Source organism: Metapseudomonas resinovorans DSM 21078, assembly GCF_000423545.1.
Taxonomy (GTDB): Bacteria; Pseudomonadota; Gammaproteobacteria; order Pseudomonadales; family Pseudomonadaceae; genus Metapseudomonas; species Metapseudomonas resinovorans.
Map to the genome: position 1 here is coordinate 1 of NZ_AUIE01000013.1, position 21,026 is coordinate 21,026.

17 protein-coding genes and 1 pseudogene are annotated in these 21,026 nt (G+C 64.3%); 9 read left to right on the top strand and 9 right to left on the bottom strand.

Translation table 11 applies throughout. The features are described from left to right. From G559_RS28930 to G559_RS0111815, 5 genes and pseudogenes are all read right to left on the bottom strand, one after another. Positions 1–227: pseudogene (locus G559_RS28930) on the bottom strand (IS5/IS1182 family transposase); the annotation flags it as partial. Positions 228–343: 116 nt separating this feature from the next. Next, positions 344–1,984 carry a chaperonin GroEL gene (gene groL, locus G559_RS0111800; protein ID WP_028628401.1) on the bottom strand — a complete coding sequence of 547 codons (1,641 nt, stop codon included), beginning with the start codon at positions 1,982–1,984 and terminating at the stop codon, positions 344–346. Positions 1,985–2,032: 48 nt separating this feature from the next. Next, positions 2,033–2,326 carry a co-chaperone GroES gene (locus G559_RS0111805; protein ID WP_028628402.1) on the bottom strand — a complete coding sequence of 98 codons (294 nt, stop codon included), beginning with the start codon at positions 2,324–2,326 and terminating at the stop codon, positions 2,033–2,035. A gap of 195 nt (positions 2,327–2,521) precedes the next feature. Next, entirely contained in the window at positions 2,522–2,974 is a 453-nt protein-coding gene (locus tag G559_RS0111810; protein WP_028628403.1) for an FxsA family protein, read from the bottom strand. A gap of 66 nt (positions 2,975–3,040) precedes the next feature. Next, positions 3,041–3,772: a HugZ family pyridoxamine 5'-phosphate oxidase gene (locus tag G559_RS0111815; protein WP_028628404.1), complete on the bottom strand. Its 732-nt coding sequence runs from the start codon at positions 3,770–3,772 to the stop codon at positions 3,041–3,043. A gap of 104 nt (positions 3,773–3,876) precedes the next feature. Between G559_RS0111815 and G559_RS0111820 the strand changes: the two genes are divergently transcribed. Next, positions 3,877–4,635, top strand: coding sequence for an SDR family oxidoreductase (locus G559_RS0111820; RefSeq protein WP_028628405.1), 759 nt, complete (start codon positions 3,877–3,879; stop codon positions 4,633–4,635). 60 nt (positions 4,636–4,695) lie between these two features. Here G559_RS0111820 and lptG read toward each other — a convergent pair whose 3' ends face one another. Together lptG and lptF are read right to left on the bottom strand one after the other, a co-directional pair. Further along, entirely contained in the window at positions 4,696–5,757 is a 1,062-nt protein-coding gene (gene lptG / locus G559_RS0111825) for an LPS export ABC transporter permease LptG (RefSeq protein ID WP_028628406.1), read from the bottom strand. Next, positions 5,750–6,871, bottom strand: coding sequence for an LPS export ABC transporter permease LptF (gene lptF, locus G559_RS0111830; RefSeq protein WP_028628407.1), 1,122 nt, complete (start codon positions 6,869–6,871; stop codon positions 5,750–5,752). Before lptF ends, lptG begins: the two co-directional genes overlap by 8 nt. 142 nt (positions 6,872–7,013) lie before the next feature. Between lptF and G559_RS0111835 the strand changes: the two genes are divergently transcribed. The 8 genes from G559_RS0111835 (at position 7,014) to rlmF (ending at position 16,245) form a co-directional block, all read left to right on the top strand. Next, positions 7,014–8,501: a leucyl aminopeptidase gene (locus tag G559_RS0111835; protein ID WP_028628408.1), complete on the top strand. Its 1,488-nt coding sequence runs from the start codon at positions 7,014–7,016 to the stop codon at positions 8,499–8,501. After that, on the top strand, positions 8,498–8,914 hold the full coding sequence (locus G559_RS0111840) for a DNA polymerase III subunit chi (RefSeq protein ID WP_028628409.1): 417 nt from the start codon (positions 8,498–8,500) through the stop codon (positions 8,912–8,914). The genes G559_RS0111835 and G559_RS0111840 overlap by 4 nt, the downstream gene beginning before the upstream one ends. Positions 8,915–8,924: 10 nt before the next feature. Next, entirely contained in the window at positions 8,925–9,398 is a 474-nt protein-coding gene (locus tag G559_RS0111845; protein ID WP_028628410.1) for a hypothetical protein, read from the top strand. Positions 9,399–9,518: 120 nt separating this feature from the next. After that, complete coding sequence (locus G559_RS0111850) at positions 9,519–12,368, top strand: valine--tRNA ligase (RefSeq protein ID WP_028628411.1); 2,850 nt, start codon at positions 9,519–9,521, stop codon at positions 12,366–12,368. A gap of 63 nt (positions 12,369–12,431) precedes the next feature. Further along, a complete protein-coding gene (locus G559_RS0111855; protein ID WP_028628412.1) occupies positions 12,432–12,728 on the top strand; it encodes a winged helix-turn-helix domain-containing protein in 297 nt (98 codons plus the stop codon). Between the two features lie 41 nt (positions 12,729–12,769). Then, entirely contained in the window at positions 12,770–14,599 is a 1,830-nt protein-coding gene (locus G559_RS0111860) for an SLC13 family permease (protein WP_028628413.1), read from the top strand. 36 nt (positions 14,600–14,635) lie between these two features. Further along, positions 14,636–15,196 (top strand): VTT domain-containing protein, encoded by a 561-nt coding sequence (locus tag G559_RS0111865; protein ID WP_028628414.1) that lies wholly within the window; start codon positions 14,636–14,638, stop codon positions 15,194–15,196. Between the two features lie 56 nt (positions 15,197–15,252). After that, the gene (gene rlmF / locus G559_RS0111870; RefSeq protein WP_028628415.1) at positions 15,253–16,245 is read left to right on the top strand and encodes a 23S rRNA (adenine(1618)-N(6))-methyltransferase RlmF; all 993 of its coding nucleotides are present in this window, start codon (positions 15,253–15,255) and stop codon (positions 16,243–16,245) included. Between the two features lie 103 nt (positions 16,246–16,348). On the opposite strand, the gene G559_RS0111875 is transcribed toward rlmF, so the two are convergent. Both G559_RS0111875 and sbcD read right to left on the bottom strand, forming a co-directional pair. After that, positions 16,349–19,774 carry an AAA family ATPase gene (locus G559_RS0111875; protein WP_028628416.1) on the bottom strand — a complete coding sequence of 1,142 codons (3,426 nt, stop codon included), beginning with the start codon at positions 19,772–19,774 and terminating at the stop codon, positions 16,349–16,351. After that, positions 19,771–20,991 (bottom strand): exonuclease subunit SbcD, encoded by a 1,221-nt coding sequence (gene sbcD / locus G559_RS0111880; protein ID WP_028628417.1) that lies wholly within the window; start codon positions 20,989–20,991, stop codon positions 19,771–19,773. Before sbcD ends, G559_RS0111875 begins: the two co-directional genes overlap by 4 nt. Positions 20,992–21,026: the final 35 nt, after the last annotated feature.

The following is a 21,026-nucleotide window of genomic DNA, read 5'->3' on the forward strand; positions in this document are numbered from 1 at the left end:
ATGCGCTGGAAGTAGCCGTACAGGTAGAGCTTGAGCAGGTCCGCCGGCTCGTAGGGCGGACGCCCGGTTCGTCCCGGCTGCGCCTTGCTGAAACCCAGCGCCTGCAGATCCAGCCGCGCCACGTAGACCTCGATCACCCGCACCAGGTGGTCTTCGGGAACCAGCTCGTCCAACGACGGCGGAAACAGGCTGTCCTGACCGCGCGCCTCTCCCTGGATGTAGCCCATAAACGACAATGCCCGTATCGATCGATACGGGCATTGTCTTCAGCTTCGACTCAGACGGCTAGGTTTTCACACAGTCTGACTAGGCGGGGCTTTTTCGGACCGGATGGCCGGGTGGCTTACATCATGCCGCCCATGCCGCCCATGCCGCCCATGTCCGGCATGGCCGGGGCGCCCTTGTCGTCAGCCACTTCGGCAACCATAGCCTCGGTGGTGACCATCAGGCCGCCGATGGAGGCAGCAGCTTGCAGAGCGGAACGGGTGACCTTGGCCGGGTCCAGGATGCCCATCTCGATCATGTCGCCGTACACGCCGGTAGCGGCGTTGAAGCCGTAGTTGCCGGAACCTTGCTTGACCTTGTCAACCACCACGCTCGGCTCGTCACCGGAGTTGGCGACGATCTGGCGCAGCGGAGCTTCAACAGCGCGACGCAGCAGGGCGATACCGACGTTCTGGTCTTCGTTGTCGCCTTTCAGACCTTCGATGGCCTGCAGGGCGCGCACGAGGGCAACGCCGCCGCCAGGAACCACGCCTTCTTCGACGGCAGCACGGGTAGCGTGCAGAGCGTCTTCAACGCGAGCCTTCTTCTCTTTCATCTCGACTTCGGTAGCCGCACCGACCTTGATCACGGCAACACCGCCGGCCAGCTTGGCCAGACGCTCTTGCAGTTTCTCCTTGTCGTAGTCGGAGGTGGTTTCCTCGACTTGCTTGCGGATCTGGGCAACGCGGGCTTCGATGTCAGCCTGGGCGCCAGCGCCGTCGATGATGGTGGTGTTTTCCTTGCTCAGCACAACGCGCTTGGCGTTACCCAGGTGCTCCAGGGAAGCGCTTTCCAGGGACAGGCCAACTTCTTCGGAAATCACGGTGCCGCCGGTCAGGATGGCGATGTCCTGCAGCATGGCCTTGCGGCGGTCGCCGAAGCCCGGAGCCTTGACGGCTGCGACTTTGACGATGCCACGCATGTTGTTCACAACCAGGGTAGCCAGGGCTTCGCCTTCAACGTCTTCAGCGACGATCAGCAGCGGGCGGCCAGCTTTGGCGACTGCTTCCAGGACCGGCAGCATTTCGCGGATGTTGGAGATCTTCTTGTCCACCAGCAGGATCAGCGGGCCTTCCAGCTCGGCGACCATGGTGTCCGGCTTGTTGATGAAGTAGGGGGACAGGTAGCCGCGGTCGAACTGCATGCCTTCAACAACGGACAGTTCGTTTTCCAGGCCCGAGCCTTCTTCAACGGTGATCACGCCTTCCTTGCCCACTTTCTCCATGGCTTCGGCAATGATGTTGCCGATGGAGTCGTCGGAGTTGGCGGAGATGGTGCCTACCTGGGCGATGGCCTTGGTGTCGGCGCAGGGCTTGGCCAGCTCTTTCAGCTGGGCAACGATGGCGATGGTGGCCTTGTCGATGCCGCGCTTCAGGTCCATCGGGTTCATGCCGGCAGCGACGGCCTTCAGGCCTTCGTTGACGATGGCCTGAGCCAGAACGGTAGCGGTGGTGGTGCCGTCACCGGCAGCGTCGTTGGCCTTGGAGGCCACGTCTTTCACCAGTTGGGCGCCCATGTTTTCGAACTTGTCTTTCAGTTCGATTTCCTTGGCAACGGAAACGCCATCCTTGGTGATGGTCGGAGCGCCGAAGGATTTGTCCAGAACAACGTTACGACCTTTCGGGCCGAGGGTCGCTTTAACGGCATCGGCCAGAACGTTTACGCCGACCAGCATTTTCTTGCGGGCGGAATCGCCGAATTTGACTTCTTTAGCAGCCATGTTGATTGATCCTCAATTCTTTGGTGTGTAGGCGGAGATTCGCGAGACTCAGGCTTCGACGACGGCGAGGATTTCGCTCTCGCCCATCACCAGCAGTTCTTCGCCATCAACCTTGATGGTGTTGCTGCCCGAATAAGGGCCAAACACAACCTGATCACCGACCTTGACGGCCAGCGGACGCACTTCGCCGTTGTCCAGCAGGCGACCGGTGCCGACAGCGACGACTTCGCCACGGTTCGGCTTTTCGGCAGCCGAGCCCGGCAGCACGATGCCGCCAGCGGTTTTGGTCTCTTCTTCGCTGCGACGGATGACGACGCGGTCATGCAGAGGACGAAGCTTCATTGTCGATCTCTCCCAATAGTGTTGTTACTTCGACCGGTGCGAACACCGGCGGGTTGGTAATGTCCGGCGGGGCCGGGTGCAGCGCGACAGGCGCGCCGCTGAATTCAGACCTGCTGATCAGCAGGAACCTTGCGGTGACGGATACATAGGGGCGCCGGGAGGCATTTCAAGGGCGACGCGCAAAAAAAATGCACTTTATTGGTCGCGACGCTCGTACTCGCCTTCGATCACGTGGGGGCGCACCTGGCCGCTGCGCGCGGCCAGGTCATCGGCGAAGGCACGCTGGCGCATGGCCTGGGCGGCCGCCCGCTGGCGCAGGTTGCGGATGAACAGGCGACGCGTGAAGGGAATCAGGCAGAGCAGGCCGAAGATGTCGCTGATGAAGCCTGGCAACAGCAGCAGGCCACCGCCGACGGCAATCAACAGGCCCTCAAGCATTTCCTGCTCGGGCACTTCGCCACGGGCCAGACGTTCACGGGCGCGCCAGGCAGTGGCAACGCCGGCCACCCGCAGCAACACGCTACCGAGCACGGCGGTACCGACCACCAGCAGCAGGGTGGGCAGGACGCCGATCACGCTACCGACCTGGATCAATACAGCCAGCTCGATCAGCGGAAAGAGCAGGAACAGAAAGAGAAAAGCGCGCATCACGAGTTTCCTTGGCGGAAGAACAGCTTCCGATAATCCGCTAGATGAAGCCGCCGCCCACCCAATTCAAGCCACCGCCTCTCCGCTGGTCGGCCAGATTTCAGCGCGAGCCAGCTGTACCAAGGCCTGCCGGACCGCACCTGGGTTGTTACAGGATGTTGGGAAGGGCAGCCAGTGAAGCGTCTGACCAATGCGTAGGTGAAATCCTTCCGTATCGATCCCAACCATCTCCGCTGCTGGGTCCTTCGGCAGCCCGGCCAGTTCCACGTAGTGGGTGATGGCGTTGGCGTGGTCGCTGTTCATGTGCTCCAGCATGCCGATTTCAGCCGCCCCGGCGAAGGCGTTGGCCAGCACCAGATGGTCCACCCAGTGGATGGCACCGAAGCCACCAATGAAGCGGGCGCGCACCGGCTCCAGGCGCCAGAAGTCGAAATCGTGGGTGCGGTGGTAGTCCACTGCCTGGGGGAAGTAACGGTAGTAGCGGGTAGCAGCAGCCTCGGTCTCGGCCGCATCGGTAATCTGCCGCGCTTCGGCCAGCAGGGTCAGACGCCCCGCGGCCTGAACATCGTCGGCGCCGCGCTCGCCCACCAGCAGCGAACACTTGGTGTCCTTCTGCAGGTTATGGGTGTGCTGGGCGATACGGCTGATCAGGATCAGCGGCCGGCCTTCGGCGTCCAGGCAGTACGGCACCACTGATCCGAAAGGGAAGCCCGGCATGGCCTTGGAATGGGTGGACAGTACCCCACGGTATTCCTTGAGCAGCAATTCTCGTGCATGCTTTGCGGCTTTCACGCTCACCTTATGACTCCTCGCAGAGAATCCGTCGAAAACGGACGAGCGCCCAGAATAGCGGTTTAACGGCGCCAGCGGGGGCAAAGCGACAGTTATTCGAGGGGATTCTCATGCAACTCAAAGACAAGGTCATCATCATTACCGGTGGTTGCCAGGGCCTCGGCCGCGCCATGGGTGAGTACCTGGCGGCCAAGGGCGCAAAGCTCGCCCTGGTGGACCTGAACCAGGAAAAACTGGATGACGCCGTGGCGGCCTGCAAGGCCGCCGGTGGTGATGCCCGTGCCTATATCTGCAACGTGGCCAACGAAGAGCAGGTGACCCACATGGTCGCCCAGGTGGCCGAGGACTTCGGCGCTATCAACGGCCTGGTGAATAACGCCGGCATCCTGCGCGACGGCCTGACCATCAAGGTCAAGGACGGCGAAATGACCAAGATGAGCCTGGCCCAGTGGCAGTCGGTCATCGACGTCAACCTGACCGGTGTCTTCCTCTGCACCCGCGAAGTCGCCGCCAAGATGATCGAGCTGAATAACGAAGGCGCGATCATCAATATCTCGTCCATTTCCCGCGCCGGCAACATGGGCCAGGCCAACTACTCCGCGGCCAAGGCCGGCGTCGCCGCCGACACCGTGGTCTGGGCGAAGGAACTGGCCCGCTACGGCATCCGCGTGGCTGGCGTGGCACCGGGCTTCATCGAGACCGACATGGTGGCCAGCATGAAGCCGGAAGCCCTGGAGAAGATGACCTCCGGCATTCCGCTCCGCCGCCTGGGCAAGCCGATGGAAATCGCCCATTCGGTGGCCTATATCCTGGAAAACGACTACTACACCGGTCGTGTCCTGGAACTGGACGGCGGTCTGCGCCTGTAAGCCCCCGCTCCAACAGAAAGCCCCGCGATGCGGGGCTTTTTTGTTTGCTTCGGCGGTTTGTCAGCCCGCGCGCCGTAGAAGCCAGAAGCCTGCCAGCGCGCAGATACCTGCCGGCACCAGCACAGCGAACAGCGGCGAGAAACCAAACACCAGGCTCGACGGCCCGAGCAGGTCCTGGCTGATTCGAACCACGAAGCCAATCACCACGCCGGTAAACACTCGCTGGCCGAGAGTGACGGAGCGCAACGGGCCGAAAATGAAGGAAATCGCCATCAGTACCAGTGCAGCGGTGACCAGGGGTTGCAGCACCTTGGTCCAGAACGCCAACCAGTAACGACCGTTGTTAAGCCCCTGCTCCGCCAGATAGTGGGTGTAGCGCCACAGGCCGGAAATCGACAGTGCCTCAGGCTCCATCACCACGGTGCCGAGCAGCTCCGGCTTGAGCTCCACATCCCAGCGTTCAGTGACGTTATTGACCACCTCAGTGTGATCGCCACGAAAATGGGTAGTGGACACATCTTCCAGCTGCCAGTGGTCGCCCTGGAACAGTGCGCGCTTGGCAAAGCTGGCGGACTGCATGTGGCGCTCACCATCAAAGCGGTAGCGAGTCACGCCATAGAGCACTCCATTGGGCTGCACGGCGTTGATGTGGACGAATTCTTCTCCCTGACGGTGCCAGAGGCCGCGTTTGGAGCTCTGCGCGTCACCACCGCCCTGCGCCAGGGACCGATTGGCCTGGGCCAGGTTCTCGCTCCAGGGGGCTGCGTACTCGCCAATCAATACGCCCACCACCATCAGTACCACCATGGGCTTCATCACCGCCCAGACGATTCGGCCGATTGAGACACCCGCGGCGCGCATCACCGTCAGCTCGCTGCTACTGGCCAGGGAACCCAGGCCAATCAGGCTGCCGATCAGCGCCGCCATCGGCAGCATGTCGTAGATCCGGCGCGGCAGGGTGAGGAAGACGTACCAGGCGGCAGCGAACACATCGTAGTCACCGCCAATGTCACCCAGCTCATCGATGAAGGCGAACAGGGCCGCGAGGCTGACGATGATCCCCAGCACCGCGAGGATGCCGAAGAACACACTGGTGCCGATGTAACGATCCAACCTAACCATGGGCCACCTCTCGGGCATCACGACGAGCCGCCCACTTCAGTCGCAGTGGCTCCCAGTACAACAACAGCAGGCCGACCGCGATGAACAGTCCATGCACCCACCAAAGACCGATGGCCATGGGAATGCGCCCCTTGTCCAGCTGGCCGCGCGCAGCAATCAGCAGGGCCAGGTACGCCATGTACAGCAGGATCGCCGGAAGCAACTTGAGGAAGCGCCCCTGGCGCGGATTGACCTTGGACAAGGGAACCGCCAACAGCGTGACCACGAATACCAGCAGCGGAATCGATAGGCGCCACTGCAGCTCCGCCTGGAAGCGAGGATCAGTGCTACCGATCAGCTCGGACGTAGGCACCGCTTCACGCTCGCCAATCTCGGAGCTGATTTCCGGTTTGGGCAGCAACACACCGTAGGTTTCGTACTGGATGATCCGGTAATCCGCCTTGCCCGGGTTGCCGTCATAGCGGTAGCCGTTATTGAGGATCAGGTAACGACTGCCATCAGGCTGGATCTCCTGGTGGCCCTTCTCCGCCACCAGCACGCCGATACCGCGGTCCTTGCCGTCCTGGCGCGAAATCCGCTTCTCGGAAATGAACACACCACCCAACTCGCCGCGATCGGAGGACAGGGTCTCGGTATAGGTCACCCGTCCCCCCCCCTTGAGCGCCTGGAAGCGCCCGGGAACCAGGGTATCGAGTTCGGTCAGGGCATCCTGCTCGTTGAGAATTCGCGCCACCTGGCCGACGCCCTGAGGCGCCAGGCCCAGGCTCAGCCAGGCCACGATCAGGGCCACCAGCAGTGCCGGCGCCAGGCTGTAGACCATCAACCGTTGTTGGCTCATGCCGGTGGCGCTGAGCACCGTCATTTCGCTTTCAAGATAGAGCCGGCCATAGGCCAGCAGGAAGCCAAGGAACAATCCCAGGGGCAGGATCAGTTGAAGAAAGCCGGGAATCCGGAAACCCATGATCAGGAACAGTACGCCGGGGTCCAGGGCCCCTTGCGCGGCCTGCGCCAGGTACTTGATGAAGCGGCCGCTCATGATGATCACCAGCAGCACGGCACTGACCGCACTCAGGGTGACCAGCACCTCGCGGGAGAGATAACGGAAGACAATCAAACCAGACACTCCAGGGTTGTCAGGCTCAGGCGGCTACGCTCAAACTAGCCGCTTTATGGCCAGCCCGCCGCAAAGACGGGCCACTGAAAAAATAGCCGGCATTATCCGTTAATACCGGCTCTTTGTCTTGGGGACACATGTCATGGAATTCCTCGTCAAAAGCGCCCGTCTGGAAACTCTGAAAACCGCCACCCTGGTCGTCGCAGTCGGTGAAGGGCGCAAGCTGGGCGACGCAGCCAAAGCCATCGACGCAGCTGCCGACGGCGCCATCACCACCCTCCTCAAGCGCGGCGACCTGGCCGGCAAGGTCGGCCAGACCCTGCTCCTGCACAGCCTCCCCAACCTCAAGGCCGAGCGCGTGCTGCTGGTCGGCTGCGGCAAGGAGCGCGAGCTCTCTGACCGCCAGTTCCGCAAAATGATCGCAGCAGCGAACGGCGTGCTGAAGGGCCTGGGCGGCAGCGACGCCAGCCTGGCCCTGGGTGAGCTGGCCGTGAAAGGTCGCGACGCCTATGGCAAGGCCCGCCTGATGGTGGAAACCCTCGCCGATGGCGGCTACGTCTTCGACCGTTTCAAGAGCCAGAAAGCAGACCCCAAGGCCCTGAAAAAAATCATCCTGCTGGTGGAAAAGGCCGAACAGGCCGAGGTCGAGCGCGGCAGCCTGCACGCCCAGGCAATCGCCAACGGCATGGCCTTCACCCGTGATCTCGGCAACCTGCCACCGAACCTGTGCCACCCCAGCTACATCGCCGAAGAAGCCAAAGCCCTGGCCAAGGCCCACAAGAACCTCAAGGTCGATGTGCTGGACGAGAAAAAGCTCAAGGAGCTGGGCGCCGGTGCCTTCCTCGCCGTGGCCCAGGGCAGCGAGCAACCGCCGCGGATGATCGTGCTCAACTACCAGGGCGGCAAGAAGGAAGACAAACCCTTCGCCCTGGTGGGCAAGGGCATCACTTTCGACACCGGCGGCATCAGCATCAAGCCGGCCGCCGGCATGGACGAGATGAAGTACGACATGTGCGGCGCAGCCAGTGTGCTCGGCACCTTCCGCGCCGTGCTGGAACTGCAACTGCCGATCAACCTGGTGGGCCTACTGGCCTGCGCCGAGAACATGCCCAGCGGCGGCGCCACCCGTCCCGGCGACATCGTCACCACCATGAGCGGCCAGACCGTCGAGATCCTCAACACGGATGCCGAAGGCCGTCTGGTGCTGTGTGACACGCTGACCTACGCCGAGCGCTTCAATCCGCAAGCGGTGATCGACATCGCCACCCTCACCGGCGCCTGCATCGTCGCCCTGGGCAGCAACACCTCGGGCTTGATGGGGAACAACGACGGGCTGATCAAGCAGATCCTCAAGGCCGGCGAGTACGCCGACGACCGCGCCTGGCAACTGCCGCTGTTCGACGAGTACCAGGAGCAGCTGGACAGCCCCTTCGCCGACATCGCCAACATCGGCGGCCCGAAGGCCGGCACCATCACCGCCGGCTGCTTCCTGTCGCGCTTTGCCAAGAAGTACCACTGGGCGCACCTGGATATCGCGGGTACCGCTTGGGTCAGCGGCGGCAAGGATAAAGGCGCCACTGGCCGCCCCGTGCCCCTGCTCACCCAGTACCTGCTGGACCGCATCAAGTGAGAGTAGAGTTCTACGTGCTCTCTTCAGCCAATCCGGCAGACCGCCTGCGTGCGGCCTGCCAGTTGGCCGCCAAGGGCTGGCGCCACGGGTTGCCGGTCCTGCTGCGCTGCACCGACGCCGCCCAGCGTGATGAACTGGACGCGCTGCTCTGGCGCTTTCGCACCGAAAGCTTCATTCCCCATAGCCTCATCGACGACGATGCCAACGCTCCGGTAGTCCTGGCCCTGGACGAGGAACCATCCGTCCAGCAAGGCCTGCTGATCAACCTCGCCGCGACCATTTCCCCCCACGTCGAACGTTTCAGTCGGGTCATCGAGATCGTCAATCAGGAACCCGACCTGCTTGCCGCCTGCCGGGAGAATTTCCGCACCTACCGGCAGCGGGGCTATGATCCGAAACGAGTCGAACTCTAGCCGTATTCCCATGGACACCCCCAAGCTTCCCCCCAAGCCGGCACACCTGCTGGACGACCTCGAATCCATCCGTGCCCTGCTCGGCGACGAGCCGAACGGAGCTGAGCCGCCTTTGCTCACGGACGCGCTGGATGCTGACCGCATTCCGCTGCTGTCAGAAATAGTCGAGCCCGCCCCGGCCCCCGTGGTGCCATCGACTCCAGCGCAGCCCCTGGCCCAGGAGCCTACCGTCGCACCGCTTCCCGCAGCCACGGCGGCCCCAGCAGCGGAGCTCGCACCTACGCTGCCCATGGCCGAAGCCATCCGCCAGCGCATGACGCCGGCGGGCAACCCGGAACTGGCGCGCCTGGACAGCGAACTGCGCGCCGCCGCGCAACTGATCCTGCAGGACGTGATCGACGATTTCGTGCCGCAGATCGAGGCCGAGCTCAAACGCCGCCTCGAAGCCCGCCTGACTCGCCTGCTGCCCCCGCGCCGGCAGTGATCCACCGCGCCCGGTAACGACCGGGCGCCGCCCACGACGCGCGCCAATTCTTTCGACGGCCCGTTGCCGCTATACTCTCCGGTTTTCCCGTTCAGTTGCCTCTAGGGTCCCCGCCGAACCATGGACAAGACCTACCAGCCCCACGCTATCGAAACTTCCTGGTACCAGACCTGGGAGAAGAACAACTACTTCGCCCCGCAAGGTTCCGGCGACCCGTACACCATCATGATCCCGCCGCCGAACGTCACCGGCAGCCTGCACATGGGTCATGGCTTCAACAACGCCATCATGGACGCCCTGATCCGCTTCCGCCGCATGCAGGGTCGCAACACCCTGTGGCAGCCCGGCACCGACCATGCCGGCATCGCCACCCAGATGGTGGTTGAGCGTCAGCTCGCCGCCCAGGGCGTCAGCCGCCATGACCTCGGTCGCGAGAAGTTCCTCGACAAGGTCTGGGAATGGAAGGAACAGTCCGGCGGCACCATCACCCGCCAGATCCGCCGTCTCGGCTCCTCCGTGGACTGGACGCGCGAGCGCTTCACCATGGACGACGGCCTGTCCGAGGCGGTCAAGGAAGCCTTCGTGCGCCTGCATGAAGACGGCCTGATCTACCGCGGCAAGCGCCTGGTCAACTGGGACACCAAGTTCCACACCGCCATCTCCGACCTCGAAGTGGAAAACCATGACGAGAAGGGCAGCCTGTGGAACCTGCGCTACCCGCTGGCCGACGGCCACAAGACCGCTGACGGCAAGGACTACCTGATTGTCGCCACCACCCGCCCGGAAACCATGCTGGGCGACAGCGCCGTTGCCGTGCACCCGGAAGACGAGCGCTACAAGAACCTGATCGGCACCTTCGTCGAGCTGCCCCTGGTGGGACGCCGCATCCCGATCATCGCCGACGAGTACTGCGACCCCGAGTTCGGCACCGGCTGCGTGAAGATCACCCCGGCCCATGACTTCAACGACTATGAAGTCGGCAAGCGCCACAACCTGCCGCTGATCAACATCTTCGACAAGGACGCCGCGGTACTCGCCACCGCCCAGGTGTTCAACCTTGACGGCAGCGTCAACGACCAGCTCGACGGCAGCCTGCCCGAGCAATACGCCGGCCTGGACCGTTTCGACGCACGCAAGCGCATCGTCGAGGCCTTCGAGCAACTCGGCCTGCTGGAAAAGATCGAAGACCACGCGCTGAAGGTGCCCAAGGGCGACCGTTCCGGCACCGTCATCGAACCCTGGTTGACCGACCAGTGGTACGTCTCCACCAAGCCGCTGGCGGAACCTGCCATCGCCGCCGTGGAAGATGGCCGCATCCAGTTCGTGCCCAAGCAGTACGAAAACATGTACTTCTCCTGGATGCGTGACATCCAGGACTGGTGCATCAGCCGCCAGCTCTGGTGGGGCCACCGCATCCCGGCCTGGTACGACGAAGCCGGCAACGTCTACGTCGGCCGCGACGAGGCCGAGGTTCGCGCCAAGCACAACCTGGGCGACATCGCCCTGCGCCAGGACGAAGACGTACTGGACACCTGGTTCAGCTCCGGCCTGTGGACCTTCTCCACCCTGGGTTGGCCGGAACAGACCGAGTTCCTCAAGACCTTCCACCCCACCAATGTGCTGGTCACCGGCTTCGACATCATCTTCTTCTGGGTCGCCCGGATGATCATGCTGACCATGCACCTGGTGAAGAACGAGGACGGCACCCCGCAGGTTCCGTTCAAGACCGTGTACGTGCATGGCCTGGTACGCGACTCCCAGGGCCACAAGATGTCCAAGTCCAAGGGCAACGTCCTGGACCCGCTGGACATCGTCGACGGCATCGACCTCGACACCCTGTTGGAAAAACGCACCAGCGGCATGATGCAGCCCAAGCTGGCCGAGAAGATCGCCAAGCAGACCAAGGCCGAGTTCCCCGAAGGCATCAACAGCTACGGCACCGACGCCCTGCGCTTCACCTTCCTCTCGCTGGCCTCCACCGGCCGCGACGTGAAGTTCGACATGGGCCGCGTCGAGGGCTACCGCAACTTCTGCAACAAGCTGTGGAACGCCGCCAACTTCGTCATCGAGAACACCGATGGCCAGGACACCGGCGTGAATGACGAGCCGGTCGAGCTGTCCTCGGTCGACCGCTGGATCATCTCCGCCCTGCAACGTACCGAAGCCGAAGTGACCCGACACCTCGATGCCTTCCGCTTCGACCTGGCCGCCCAAACCCTCTACGAGTTCATCTGGGACCAGTACTGCGCCTGGTATCTGGAACTGGTCAAGCCGGTGCTGTGGGACGAGAACGCCCCCATCGAGCGTCAGCGCGGAACCCGCCGCACCCTGATCCGCGTGCTGGAAGTGGCCCTGCGCCTGGCGCATCCGTTCATGCCCTTCATCACCGAAGAAATCTGGCAGCGCATCAAGGGCCAGGCCGGCAAGGGCGGCGACACCCTGATGCTGCAACCCTGGCCGGTGGCCGCGGAAGAGCGCATAGACGCCGCCGCCGAAGGCGACATCGAGTGGGTCAAGGCGCTGATGCTCGGCGTTCGGCAGATCCGCGGCGAGATGAACATCTCCATGGCCAAGCGCATCGACCTGCTGCTGGCCAACGCCAACGAGGAAGATCGTCGTCGCCTGGCCGAAAACGAGCCCCTGCTGAAGAAACTGGCCAAGCTGGAAACCATCCGCGTGCTGGCCGCAGGCGAAGAAGCACCGATGTCCGCCACTGCCCTGGTGGGTGACATGCAGGTGCTGGTGCCCATGGCCGGCCTGATCGACAAGGACGCGGAACTCGCCCGCCTGGACAAGGAAATCCAGCGCCTGGACGGCGAGGTGAAGCGTGTCGGCGGCAAGCTGGGCAATGAAGGCTTCGTCGCCAAGGCCCCGGCCGAGGTGATTGAGAAGGAACGCGCCAAGCTGGCCGAGGCCGAACAGGCCCTGACCAATCTGACCGAACAGCGCAGCCGAATCGCCAGCCTGTAACCCCAACGAGGCCCGCTATTGCGGGCCTCGTTCATTGCACCGTCCGCCACGCAGGGCATGCCCATGGAAATCAGCAAAACCAAGTCCAGCTTCTACCGCCGCCTTTATGTTGCCTGGCTGATCGACAGCGGCACCGCCACCAGCATCCCGGCCCTCATGGACGCCACCGGCATGCCGCGCCGCACCGCCCAGGACACCCTGCTGGCCCTGGCGGAACTGGATATCGACTGCCATTTCGAACAGGCCGAAGGCGAGCGCAACAACGCCGGACACTACGTGATCCGCAGCTGGGGCCCCATCGACAAGCGCTGGATCGCCGCTAACCTGCAACAGATCAAGGCCGTCCTGGATTACCCCTGACAGACTGCCGCTCCCCGCCAAGGAACCTTCGGGAGTACCGATTGAACCTCGATCTGCTGATGGTGCTGGGCCTGCTCATGGCCGCCATCACCCTGTTCGTCCTCAACAAGCCACGCATGGACGTGGTCGCCTTGCTGGTCATAGTCGCGCTGCCACTGACCGGCATCCTCGATATCCAGCACACCCTGGCCGGTTTCAGCGACCCCAGCGTGGTGCTGATCGCCGCCCTCTTCGTCATCGGTGACGGCCTGGTCCGCACCGGCATCGCCTACCGCCTGGGCGACTGGCTGGTGGCCCGGGCCGGCAGCAGCGAGACGCGCCTGCTGGTGCTGCTGATGCTGGCCGCTGCGGGCCTGGGGTCTGTAATGAGTTCCACAGGCGTAGTGGCCATCTTTATTCCGGTCGCCCTGGGCGTCGCCGCGCGGCTGAAGATCGCCCCGGCACGGCTGATGATGCCGCTGGCCTTCGCCGGATTGATCAGCGGCATGCTCACCCTGGTGGCCACCGCACCCAACCTGGTGGTGCACAGCGAACTGCGCCGCGCCGGCCTGGACGGATTCGGCTTCTTCAGCCTCACACCGATCGGCCTGGCCGTACTGGCCCTGGGCATCGTCTACATGCTGTTGACGCGTCATTGGTTGACGCCCAGAGGCAACGACGAAGCCGCCGCTGCGCCCCGCCTCACCCTCGCAGACCTGGCCACGGCTTACGACCTCAACGAACGGGAACGTCGCCTGAAGGTTCGCGCCGACTCGCCACTGGCGCGCCAAGCCCTCAACGAACTGGAGCTGCGCAAGCAGTACGGCATCAATGTGATCGCCGTCGAGCGCCAGCGCCGCTTCCGTACCCTGCTGCTGATGGCCACCGGCAATACCCTGCTGGAGCCCGGCGACGTGCTGCTGGTGGACCTCGTCAGTCCGGCCATCGGCCTGCTCGGTGCCTATCAGGAGCTGGGCCTGGAACCCCTGCCGCTGCAAGCTTCCTACTACAGCCTGCATGCCCACCAGTTGGGGCTGGCCGAAGTGGCCCTGCCGCCGGAGTCGAAACTGCCGGGCAAGACCATCCAGGAACTCGGCTTTCGATCGCGCCACCAGCTCAACGTGGTGGGCCTGCGCCGCCACGGCCAAGCGCTGGAAGGCGTCCTGGTGGACGAGAAGCTCAAGGCCTCCGACACCCTGCTGGTGGCCGGCGAGTGGAAGTGCATTCATCAGTTGCAGGGCCAGAGCCGCGACTTCCTGGTGCTGAGCCTGCCCGCAGAGGTGAACGAAGTAGCCCCCACCGCGCGCAAGGCCCCCTACGCCCTGCTCAGCCTGGCGGTGATGATCTTCCTGATGGTCAGTGGCCTGGTGCCCAACGTGATGGCCGCGCTGATCGGCTGCCTGTTAATGGGCGCCTTCCGCTGCATCGACCTGGACAGCGCCTACCGCGCCATCCACTGGCCGACCCTGATCCTCATCGTCGGCATGTTGCCCTTCGCCCAGGCCCTGCAGCAGACCGGCGGTATCGACCTGGCCGTGAAAGGGCTGGTTGCGCTGCTGGGCAATGCCGGCCCCTACGCCATGCTCGCCAGCCTGTTCATCGTCACCGCACTGATCGGCCTGTTCATCTCCAACACCGCCACGGCCGTGCTCATGGCGCCGGTGGCCATCGCCACAGCCCAGCAACTGGGGATGTCACCCTACCCCTTCGCGATGATCGTCGCCCTGGCGGCATCGGCTGCCTTCATGACGCCCATCTCCTCGCCCGTGAATACCCTCGTACTGGGCCCCGGCCAATACCGATTCGGTGACTTCGTGAGGGTAGGTGTGCCCTTCACTGTGCTGGTAATGATCGTCAGCGTCTTTCTGGTGCCACTGGTGTTCCCGCTCTGAGCTTCAATGATGGGAACTCCCCCAAGGGCTGGGACAATGCACAAGTACCGTCGCCTGCTGCTGGTAGCCCTTTTCCTCGGGTTATTGCTGGCAGCCTTCCAGTTCAGCGGAATGCGCGAGCACCTCAGTCTGCAGTACCTGCACGACACGCTGCTGGCCCACAAGGGCTGGGGCCTGGTGCTCTTTGCGCTGCTATTCGCACTGGGTAACCTGATCCAGATTCCCGGCTGGATTTTCCTCGCCGCCGCAGTGCTGGCCCTGGGGCGCCTCTGGGGCGGGCTGGCCACTTACCTGGCGGCGACCTTCTCCTGCTGTTTCACCTTTCTGCTCATCCGTTGGCTGGGCGGCAGCGCCCTGCGCGAGATGGACAACCGGCTGGCGAAGCGCATCTTCGCTCACCTCGACGAACGCCCGGTGGCTGTCATCACGCTGTTGCGAATGCTGTTCCAGACGGTTCCGGCGCTCAACTACGCCCTCAGCCTCAGCGGCGTGCGCTTCCGCCACTACCTCATCGGAACCCTCCTCGGCCTGCCACTGCCGATTGCCCTCTATTGCCTGTTCTTCGATTACCTGGGCCGCGCCCTTCACCTTTCCTGACGTGAAGTGCCCGCTTGTGGGAAAATTCCGCGTTTTCCTCTGCCGATACCGCCACCATGCCGCAAATGCCAAAGCGTCCCCGCCCCGCCACTGCCAAATCGACTGCAGCGCCTGCCAAGGGCCAGTTGCATCCGCGCAATCGCCACCAGGGCCGCTATGACTTTCCCCAGCTGATCCAGGGCAGCCCGGAACTGGCGCGCTTCGTCATCACCAACCCCTACGGCAAGGAAAGCATCGACTTTGCCGACCCGGAGGCGGTCAAGGTGTTCAACCGTGCCCTGCTGCGGCAGTTCTACGGCATTCGTCACTGGGACATTCCTGCTGGCTACCTCTGCCCGCCCATACCCGGCCGCGCCGACTACCTGCACGGCCTCGCCGACCTGCTGGCCGCTGGCAATGGCGGGCAGATCCCGCGCGGCAAAGGCATCCAGGCGCTGGACATCGGTATCGGCGCCAACTGCATCTACCCGCTGATCGGCCACAGCGAGTATGGCTGGCACTTCACCGGCACCGACATCGACCGCACGGCCCTGGGCTCGGCCCAGGCCATCATCCAGTCCAACCAACTCGGCGACGCCATCGACCTGCGCCAGCAGGCCGAGCCGCGCAACATCTTCAAGGGCCTGATCGCCCCGGGCGAGCGCTTCGACCTGGCCCTGTGCAACCCGCCCTTCCACAGCTCCCTGGAAGAAGCCACCCGCGGTAGCCAGCGCAAGTGGAAGAACCTCGGCAAGCTCGACCCCAAGCGCAAGCTGCCGGTGCTGAACTTCGGCGGTCAGGGCGCGGAACTCTGGTGCGACGGTGGCGAAGTTGGCTTCCTGCAGCGGATGGTGGACGAGAGCCTGCAATTCAAGGATCAGGTGCTCTGGTTCAGCAGCCTGGTTTCCAAGGGTGGCAACCTGCCCGGCATGGAAGCCCGCCTGCGCCGCAGCGACGCCGTGGAGGTGCAGGTGGTGGAAATGGCCCAGGGCCAGAAGCAGAGCCGCTTCGTCGCCTGGACCTTCCTCGACGCCGCACAGCGCGAGGCCTGGCGCAAAGCGCGCTGGTAACCCGGATGCAGTCCGCGAACTGACTGCGCCCTTCCCGGATTCCCGGGCTACGGAGCCGTAGGAGCGAGCTTGCTCGCGAACGCAGGCCGCAGGCCTGCCACCACTAGCCAACCGCGAAACGCGCATCCAGCCGGCTGTACCCCATCCCGACGCCCTTGTGCACCTTGAGCTGCACCGGGATGCGCTCCTTCAGCGCTTCCACGTGGCTGATCACGCCGATCATCTTGCCGCTGGCATTCAGTGCATCCAGGGCGTCGAGGGCAACCTCCAGGGTCTCGCCGTCCAGGGTGCCGAAGCCTTCGTCGAGGAAAAGCGAATCGATGCTGGTCTTGTGGCTGACCAGGTCGGACAGCGCCAACGCCAGCGCCAGGCTGACCAGGAAGCTCTCGCCGCCAGACAGCGTCTTGCAGTCGCGGACGACGTCGGCCTGCCAGGTATCCACCACCTCAAGCTCCAGCTCGCCCCCCTGACGACGCGCCAACTGGTAGCGGCCATGGAGACGTTGCAGTTGCAAGTTGGCCAGGTGCACCAAGTGATCCAGGGTCAAGCCTTGGGCGAACTTGCGGTACTTGGCGCCGTCGGCTGACCCCACCAGGCTGTTGAAACGCTGCCAGAGGTCGTACTCGGCCTCCTGGCGGGCGATGTCGGCGAACAGCGCCTGCTGGTTCTGTCGGCGCTGCTCGTCACCGCTGAGTTGGGCACGGATTTCGCCCTGGCGCTGGCTCGACTCGCGCATACGGTCGCCCAGCGCCTGCCATTCCCCTTCCAGCCGCTCCCGATCCAGTTCGCTCTGGGGCGCTGCCTGGAGACGTTCGGCCTGGATGCGGGCATCTGCCAGCAAGACTTCGGCATCCCCCAACTCACGGCTCAGGCGCTGCTGCAGCTCCTGCAGGGCGCTGCGTTCTGCCTCATCCAGCACGGCGGCGAGGAAGGCTGCCTCGTCCGGGAAGGGGCTGACGCCCAGTCCTTGGTGCCAGGCATCCAGCTGCAGATGCAACTGGTGACGGGCCTCGTGGACCCGCTGGTCCTGACTTCGCTCCGTGCCCTTGAGCTGATTGAGCCGTTGCTGGGCCGCGTCCATCTCGGTCTGCACTGCCGCCAGTGCGTTCTGGGGATCGTCCACCGGCGCCAGAGGCGCTTGCCCGGTGTGCCCGGAGGCCTGCCAGCGCCCCAGCCACAGGCGAGCCTGTTCGCGGGCAATCTCCAGTGCGTGTTGCTGATCGCGCAGTTGGCCTTCCAGCCTCTGGCTGGCGGCCTGGTCCTGCTGCCACTGTTGCCACTCGGCTTCGCGCTCGACCAGCCAGGCCTCCCCCGCCGTCGGCAGGCTGTAGCCCAACGGCGCCAGACTGGCGGCCAACTGCTCGCGGGCTTCCTGCTGCTGGCTATCCAATTGTTCCAGCCGCAGGGCGATGGCCTGCTCCTGCTGGCGCAAGCCGATCTGGTCTTTTTCCAGCAAAGCGAGCTGGCTGGTGCATTCTTGCAGGGTCGTGTCGCGTTGCTGGCGCAGGTCGCGGGCGCGAGCGAGGGCTGCCTTGAATTGATCCAGCTGCGCCAGGCGTTCCTGCAGCGCCTGTAGCCCCTCGGCATGGCGCTGCAGTTCGGCCTGCAGGGCTGTCAGGTCGGGCAGTTGCAGCGCCAGGGACTGGCACAGCTCACGCCAGCGCTCGACGAACTCGCGCAGCTCCGCCTCGCCCCCCTGCAGGGATTCATTGAGCTGCGCGATCTGCGCCTCCAGGGCGGCCAGGCGATTGCTCAGGTGTTCCCCCTGCTGACGCACCTCGTCCTGGGCCACCTTGCAGTCCTGCAGCCCCTGTTGGGTGGCGGAAAGATTGAGTGCCTGGTACTCGGCTATGGCCGGATGGTCATGGGAACCGCACAAGGGGCAGGCTTCGCCCGGCTGCAGGGCTGCGCGATAGGCCTCCAGTTGCTGGATACGCTGCTCCTGTTCGAGGAGCTTTTCCTTGTCGGCGATCTGCTGCTTGAGTTCGGCGAAGCGGCGGCGCAGGCCGTCGCGCTGTTCGCTGAGGGCTTTCTGCTCCTCCTGCAGTGGCTGCATCTGCTCGCGGGCGCGGGACTGCCGCTCAGCCAGCTGCCTGCGCTGCTGGGACAACTGCTCCAGACGTTCCAACTGGCGCCCACGCTCCAGCAATTGCTGCCACTGCGCACGCAGCGCCGCGTCGTCCTGCCCGCCTAGAAGCCCATCGAGCTGCACCTGCGCCTCAGCCTCTTCCTGCTGGGCCTGACCTTGTTCGACTCGGGCATTCTCCAGGGCCGTGCGAGCCTGCTCGAAGCGAGCCTCCAGCGCGCCACCCTGATGCTTGAGTTCGGTCTGGACGCGACGCAACTCGGCCCATTCATCCTGGCGTCTGCTCAGCGCGCCGAGTTCAACCCGCCAAGCGCCCAGGTGCTCGCCCAAGCGCGCCCGCTGGGGCTGCTCGGACAGTCGTTTCTCCAGGGCCTCACGCTCAGCCTGGAGCCCCTCAAGCGCACCCTGGCGCGCCTGCACCCATTGCTCGCCGAACTGGGCGCCCTGCCAGAGCTGGTCGAGGATGCGTTCGGCCAGCGTCTGCAGTTCATGGCGAGTCACCCGCAACTCGCTTTCGCCCTGATTCAATTGCTGCTGGGCCCGCTGCCAGTCGCGGTGCAGCGGCAACAGCCGGTTGGCCGGCTCGCTGGCGGCCAGCCGTGCCAGTTGTGGCTGAGCCTGTTCCAATGCTGCCTGGGCGACACGGCCCTGTTGCTCGGCAAGCTGTTTGCGGGTCAATGCTTTGTCCAGTTCATCGTGCCACTGTCGCTGGTGTTGCAGGTCCACCTGGCGGGCCTGCAAATGCTGCGCTTCGTTCGCAAGGGTTTGTGCCTCCTGCTGCAGAGCAACGCGGCGCTCGTCGCTCAGCAGTTCCACGCCTTCAGCACGGGCGCGCAACTGGTCCAGCCCAGCCTTCACTTCACGGGTTCTTTCGAAAACCCGCTGGGAAATAAGCCCGTAGATTTCAGTACCGGTCAGCTCTTCCAGCAGCTCCGCACGCTGGTTGGCATTGGCTTCGAGAAAGGCGGCAAAACCGCCCTGGGCCAGCAGCATGGATTTGGTGAAACGCTCGAAATCGAGACCGGTCAGGCTCTCGGTCAGCTTGAGCTTGTCGTTGATCTTGTCGGTGAGGATGTCCCCGTCCTGCACCCGCGCCAACTCGACTTTGGGTGGCTGCAGGCCGCCATCGGCCTTGTCGCGAGCGCGGCGCTGGCTCCAGAAGGCGCGGTAGGCCACGCCCTTCACCTCGAATTCCACCTCGGCCAGACAGTCGGCGGTGTGTCGGGTCATCAGCTCGTTGATGCTGGCCGACACCGTGCCCATGCGCGGCGTGCGGTGGTAAAGGGCCAGACAGATGGCGTCGAGCAGCGTGGTCTTGCCGGCGCCGGTGGGGCCGGTAATGGCGAACAGACCGTTGCCGGCGAAGGGTTCACCGGTGAAGTCGATCTTCCATTCGCCCTTGAGCGAGTTGAGGTTCTTCAGGCGCAGGCTGAGGATTTTCATGCCTGTCCCTCCCGCAGATCGGCCAACACCTCCCGGTGCATTCCCAACAGATTGCCTCGCAAGGCGTCGTCCAGCTCTTCAGTCGCCAGGCGCTTGTGGAACACCTCTTCCGGATTGAGCTCATCGAGGGTTTCCCGCGCTTCTCGCTGCAGGCCAGACAGGGCTGTGCCGCGCTCGCGGCGGATGCGCAGCACCTCCACGGGCAAGCCTTCACAGAGCGCAAGCAAACGCGCCTGCAGGTCGTTGAGGTAGTCGTCCGTGCTCACCAGCACTTCCACCCAGACCGGCAGTTCCGGGGTGCCTTCGCGCGCCACCTCGGCCAGCTGCGCAGGCAGTTCCGCCAGGGAGCCACGCAGGGAATGCAGGGCCTGGAAACGTGGTACCGGCAGGGCCTCGACCTTGTGCAGCCCGATGCTGTCCATCTCCACCAACAGCACCTCCTTCTGCTGGGAGGCCTCGTCGAAGGCCAGCGCGATGGGCGAGCCGCAATAGCGGATGTGCTCCAGGCCGCCGACCTTCTGCGGCCTGTGGATATGTCCGAGGGCGATGTAGTCCACCGCCGGGAAGGCGCTGGTGGGGAAGGCTTCCAGGGCGCCGACGTAGATTTCCCGCACCGACTCGCTGGCGCTGGCGCCCACGGTGGTCAGGTGGCCGGTGGCAATGATAGGCAGGCCGCCGCCCAGCTCGGCACGACGCTGCTGGGCCAGGGAAAAGAGCTGCTGGTAGTGGTCCTGGATCGCCTGCTGCAATGACAGTTGCTTGTCCGCCGCGCTCTGCCCGGCCTGACTCTGCAGCACGTCGCGCGGACGGATGAAGGGAATGGCACAGAGAATTGCCCCCGGTACGCCGGAGCGGCGTTTCAGCACCAGCAGTTGCTGATCGAGATCAACGCCTACGGCCGGCACCACCCGGGTACCCAGCTGCGCCAGCAGGGTGCGGCTTTCGCCGAGCATGGCCACCGAGTCGTGGTTACCGCCGAGCACCACCAGGCTGGCGCCGGCGTCGCGCAGCTCGACGATGAACTGGTTGTACTGCTCGCGGGCATAGCTCGGCGGCGCGCCGGTGTCGAACACATCCCCGGCGATCAGCACGGCATCCACCTGGCGCTCGCGCACCTGTTCGATCAGCCACTGGCAAAAAGCCTGGTGCTCGGCTTGCCGGGTCTTGCCCATGAAGTGCTGGCCCAGGTGCCAGTCGGACGTGTGGAGGATGCGCATCGGGAATCACTGTGACGGAACGGAACTGCCGGCCA

Bases quoted from the DNA above. Each gene is read 5' to 3' on its own strand.
- groL (WP_028628401.1), bottom strand. From the start codon at position 1,984: ATGGCTGCTAAAGAAGTCAAATTCGGCGATTCCGCCCGCAAGAAAATG.
- G559_RS0111805 (WP_028628402.1), bottom strand. From the start codon at position 2,326: ATGAAGCTTCGTCCTCTGCATGACCGCGTCGTCATCCGTCGCAGCGAA.
- G559_RS0111810 (WP_028628403.1), bottom strand. From the start codon at position 2,974: ATGCGCGCTTTTCTCTTTCTGTTCCTGCTCTTTCCGCTGATCGAGCTG.
- G559_RS0111820 (WP_028628405.1), top strand. From the start codon at position 3,877: ATGCAACTCAAAGACAAGGTCATCATCATTACCGGTGGTTGCCAGGGC.
- lptG (WP_028628406.1), bottom strand. From the start codon at position 5,757: ATGGTTAGGTTGGATCGTTACATCGGCACCAGTGTGTTCTTCGGCATC.
- G559_RS0111835 (WP_028628408.1), top strand. From the start codon at position 7,014: ATGGAATTCCTCGTCAAAAGCGCCCGTCTGGAAACTCTGAAAACCGCC.
- G559_RS0111845 (WP_028628410.1), top strand. From the start codon at position 8,925: ATGGACACCCCCAAGCTTCCCCCCAAGCCGGCACACCTGCTGGACGAC.
- G559_RS0111850 (WP_028628411.1), top strand. From the start codon at position 9,519: ATGGACAAGACCTACCAGCCCCACGCTATCGAAACTTCCTGGTACCAG.
- G559_RS0111855 (WP_028628412.1), top strand. From the start codon at position 12,432: ATGGAAATCAGCAAAACCAAGTCCAGCTTCTACCGCCGCCTTTATGTT.
- G559_RS0111865 (WP_028628414.1), top strand. From the start codon at position 14,636: ATGCACAAGTACCGTCGCCTGCTGCTGGTAGCCCTTTTCCTCGGGTTA.
- rlmF (WP_028628415.1), top strand. From the start codon at position 15,253: ATGCCGCAAATGCCAAAGCGTCCCCGCCCCGCCACTGCCAAATCGACT.
- G559_RS0111875 (WP_028628416.1), bottom strand. From the start codon at position 19,774: ATGAAAATCCTCAGCCTGCGCCTGAAGAACCTCAACTCGCTCAAGGGC.
- sbcD (WP_028628417.1), bottom strand. From the start codon at position 20,991: ATGCGCATCCTCCACACGTCCGACTGGCACCTGGGCCAGCACTTCATG.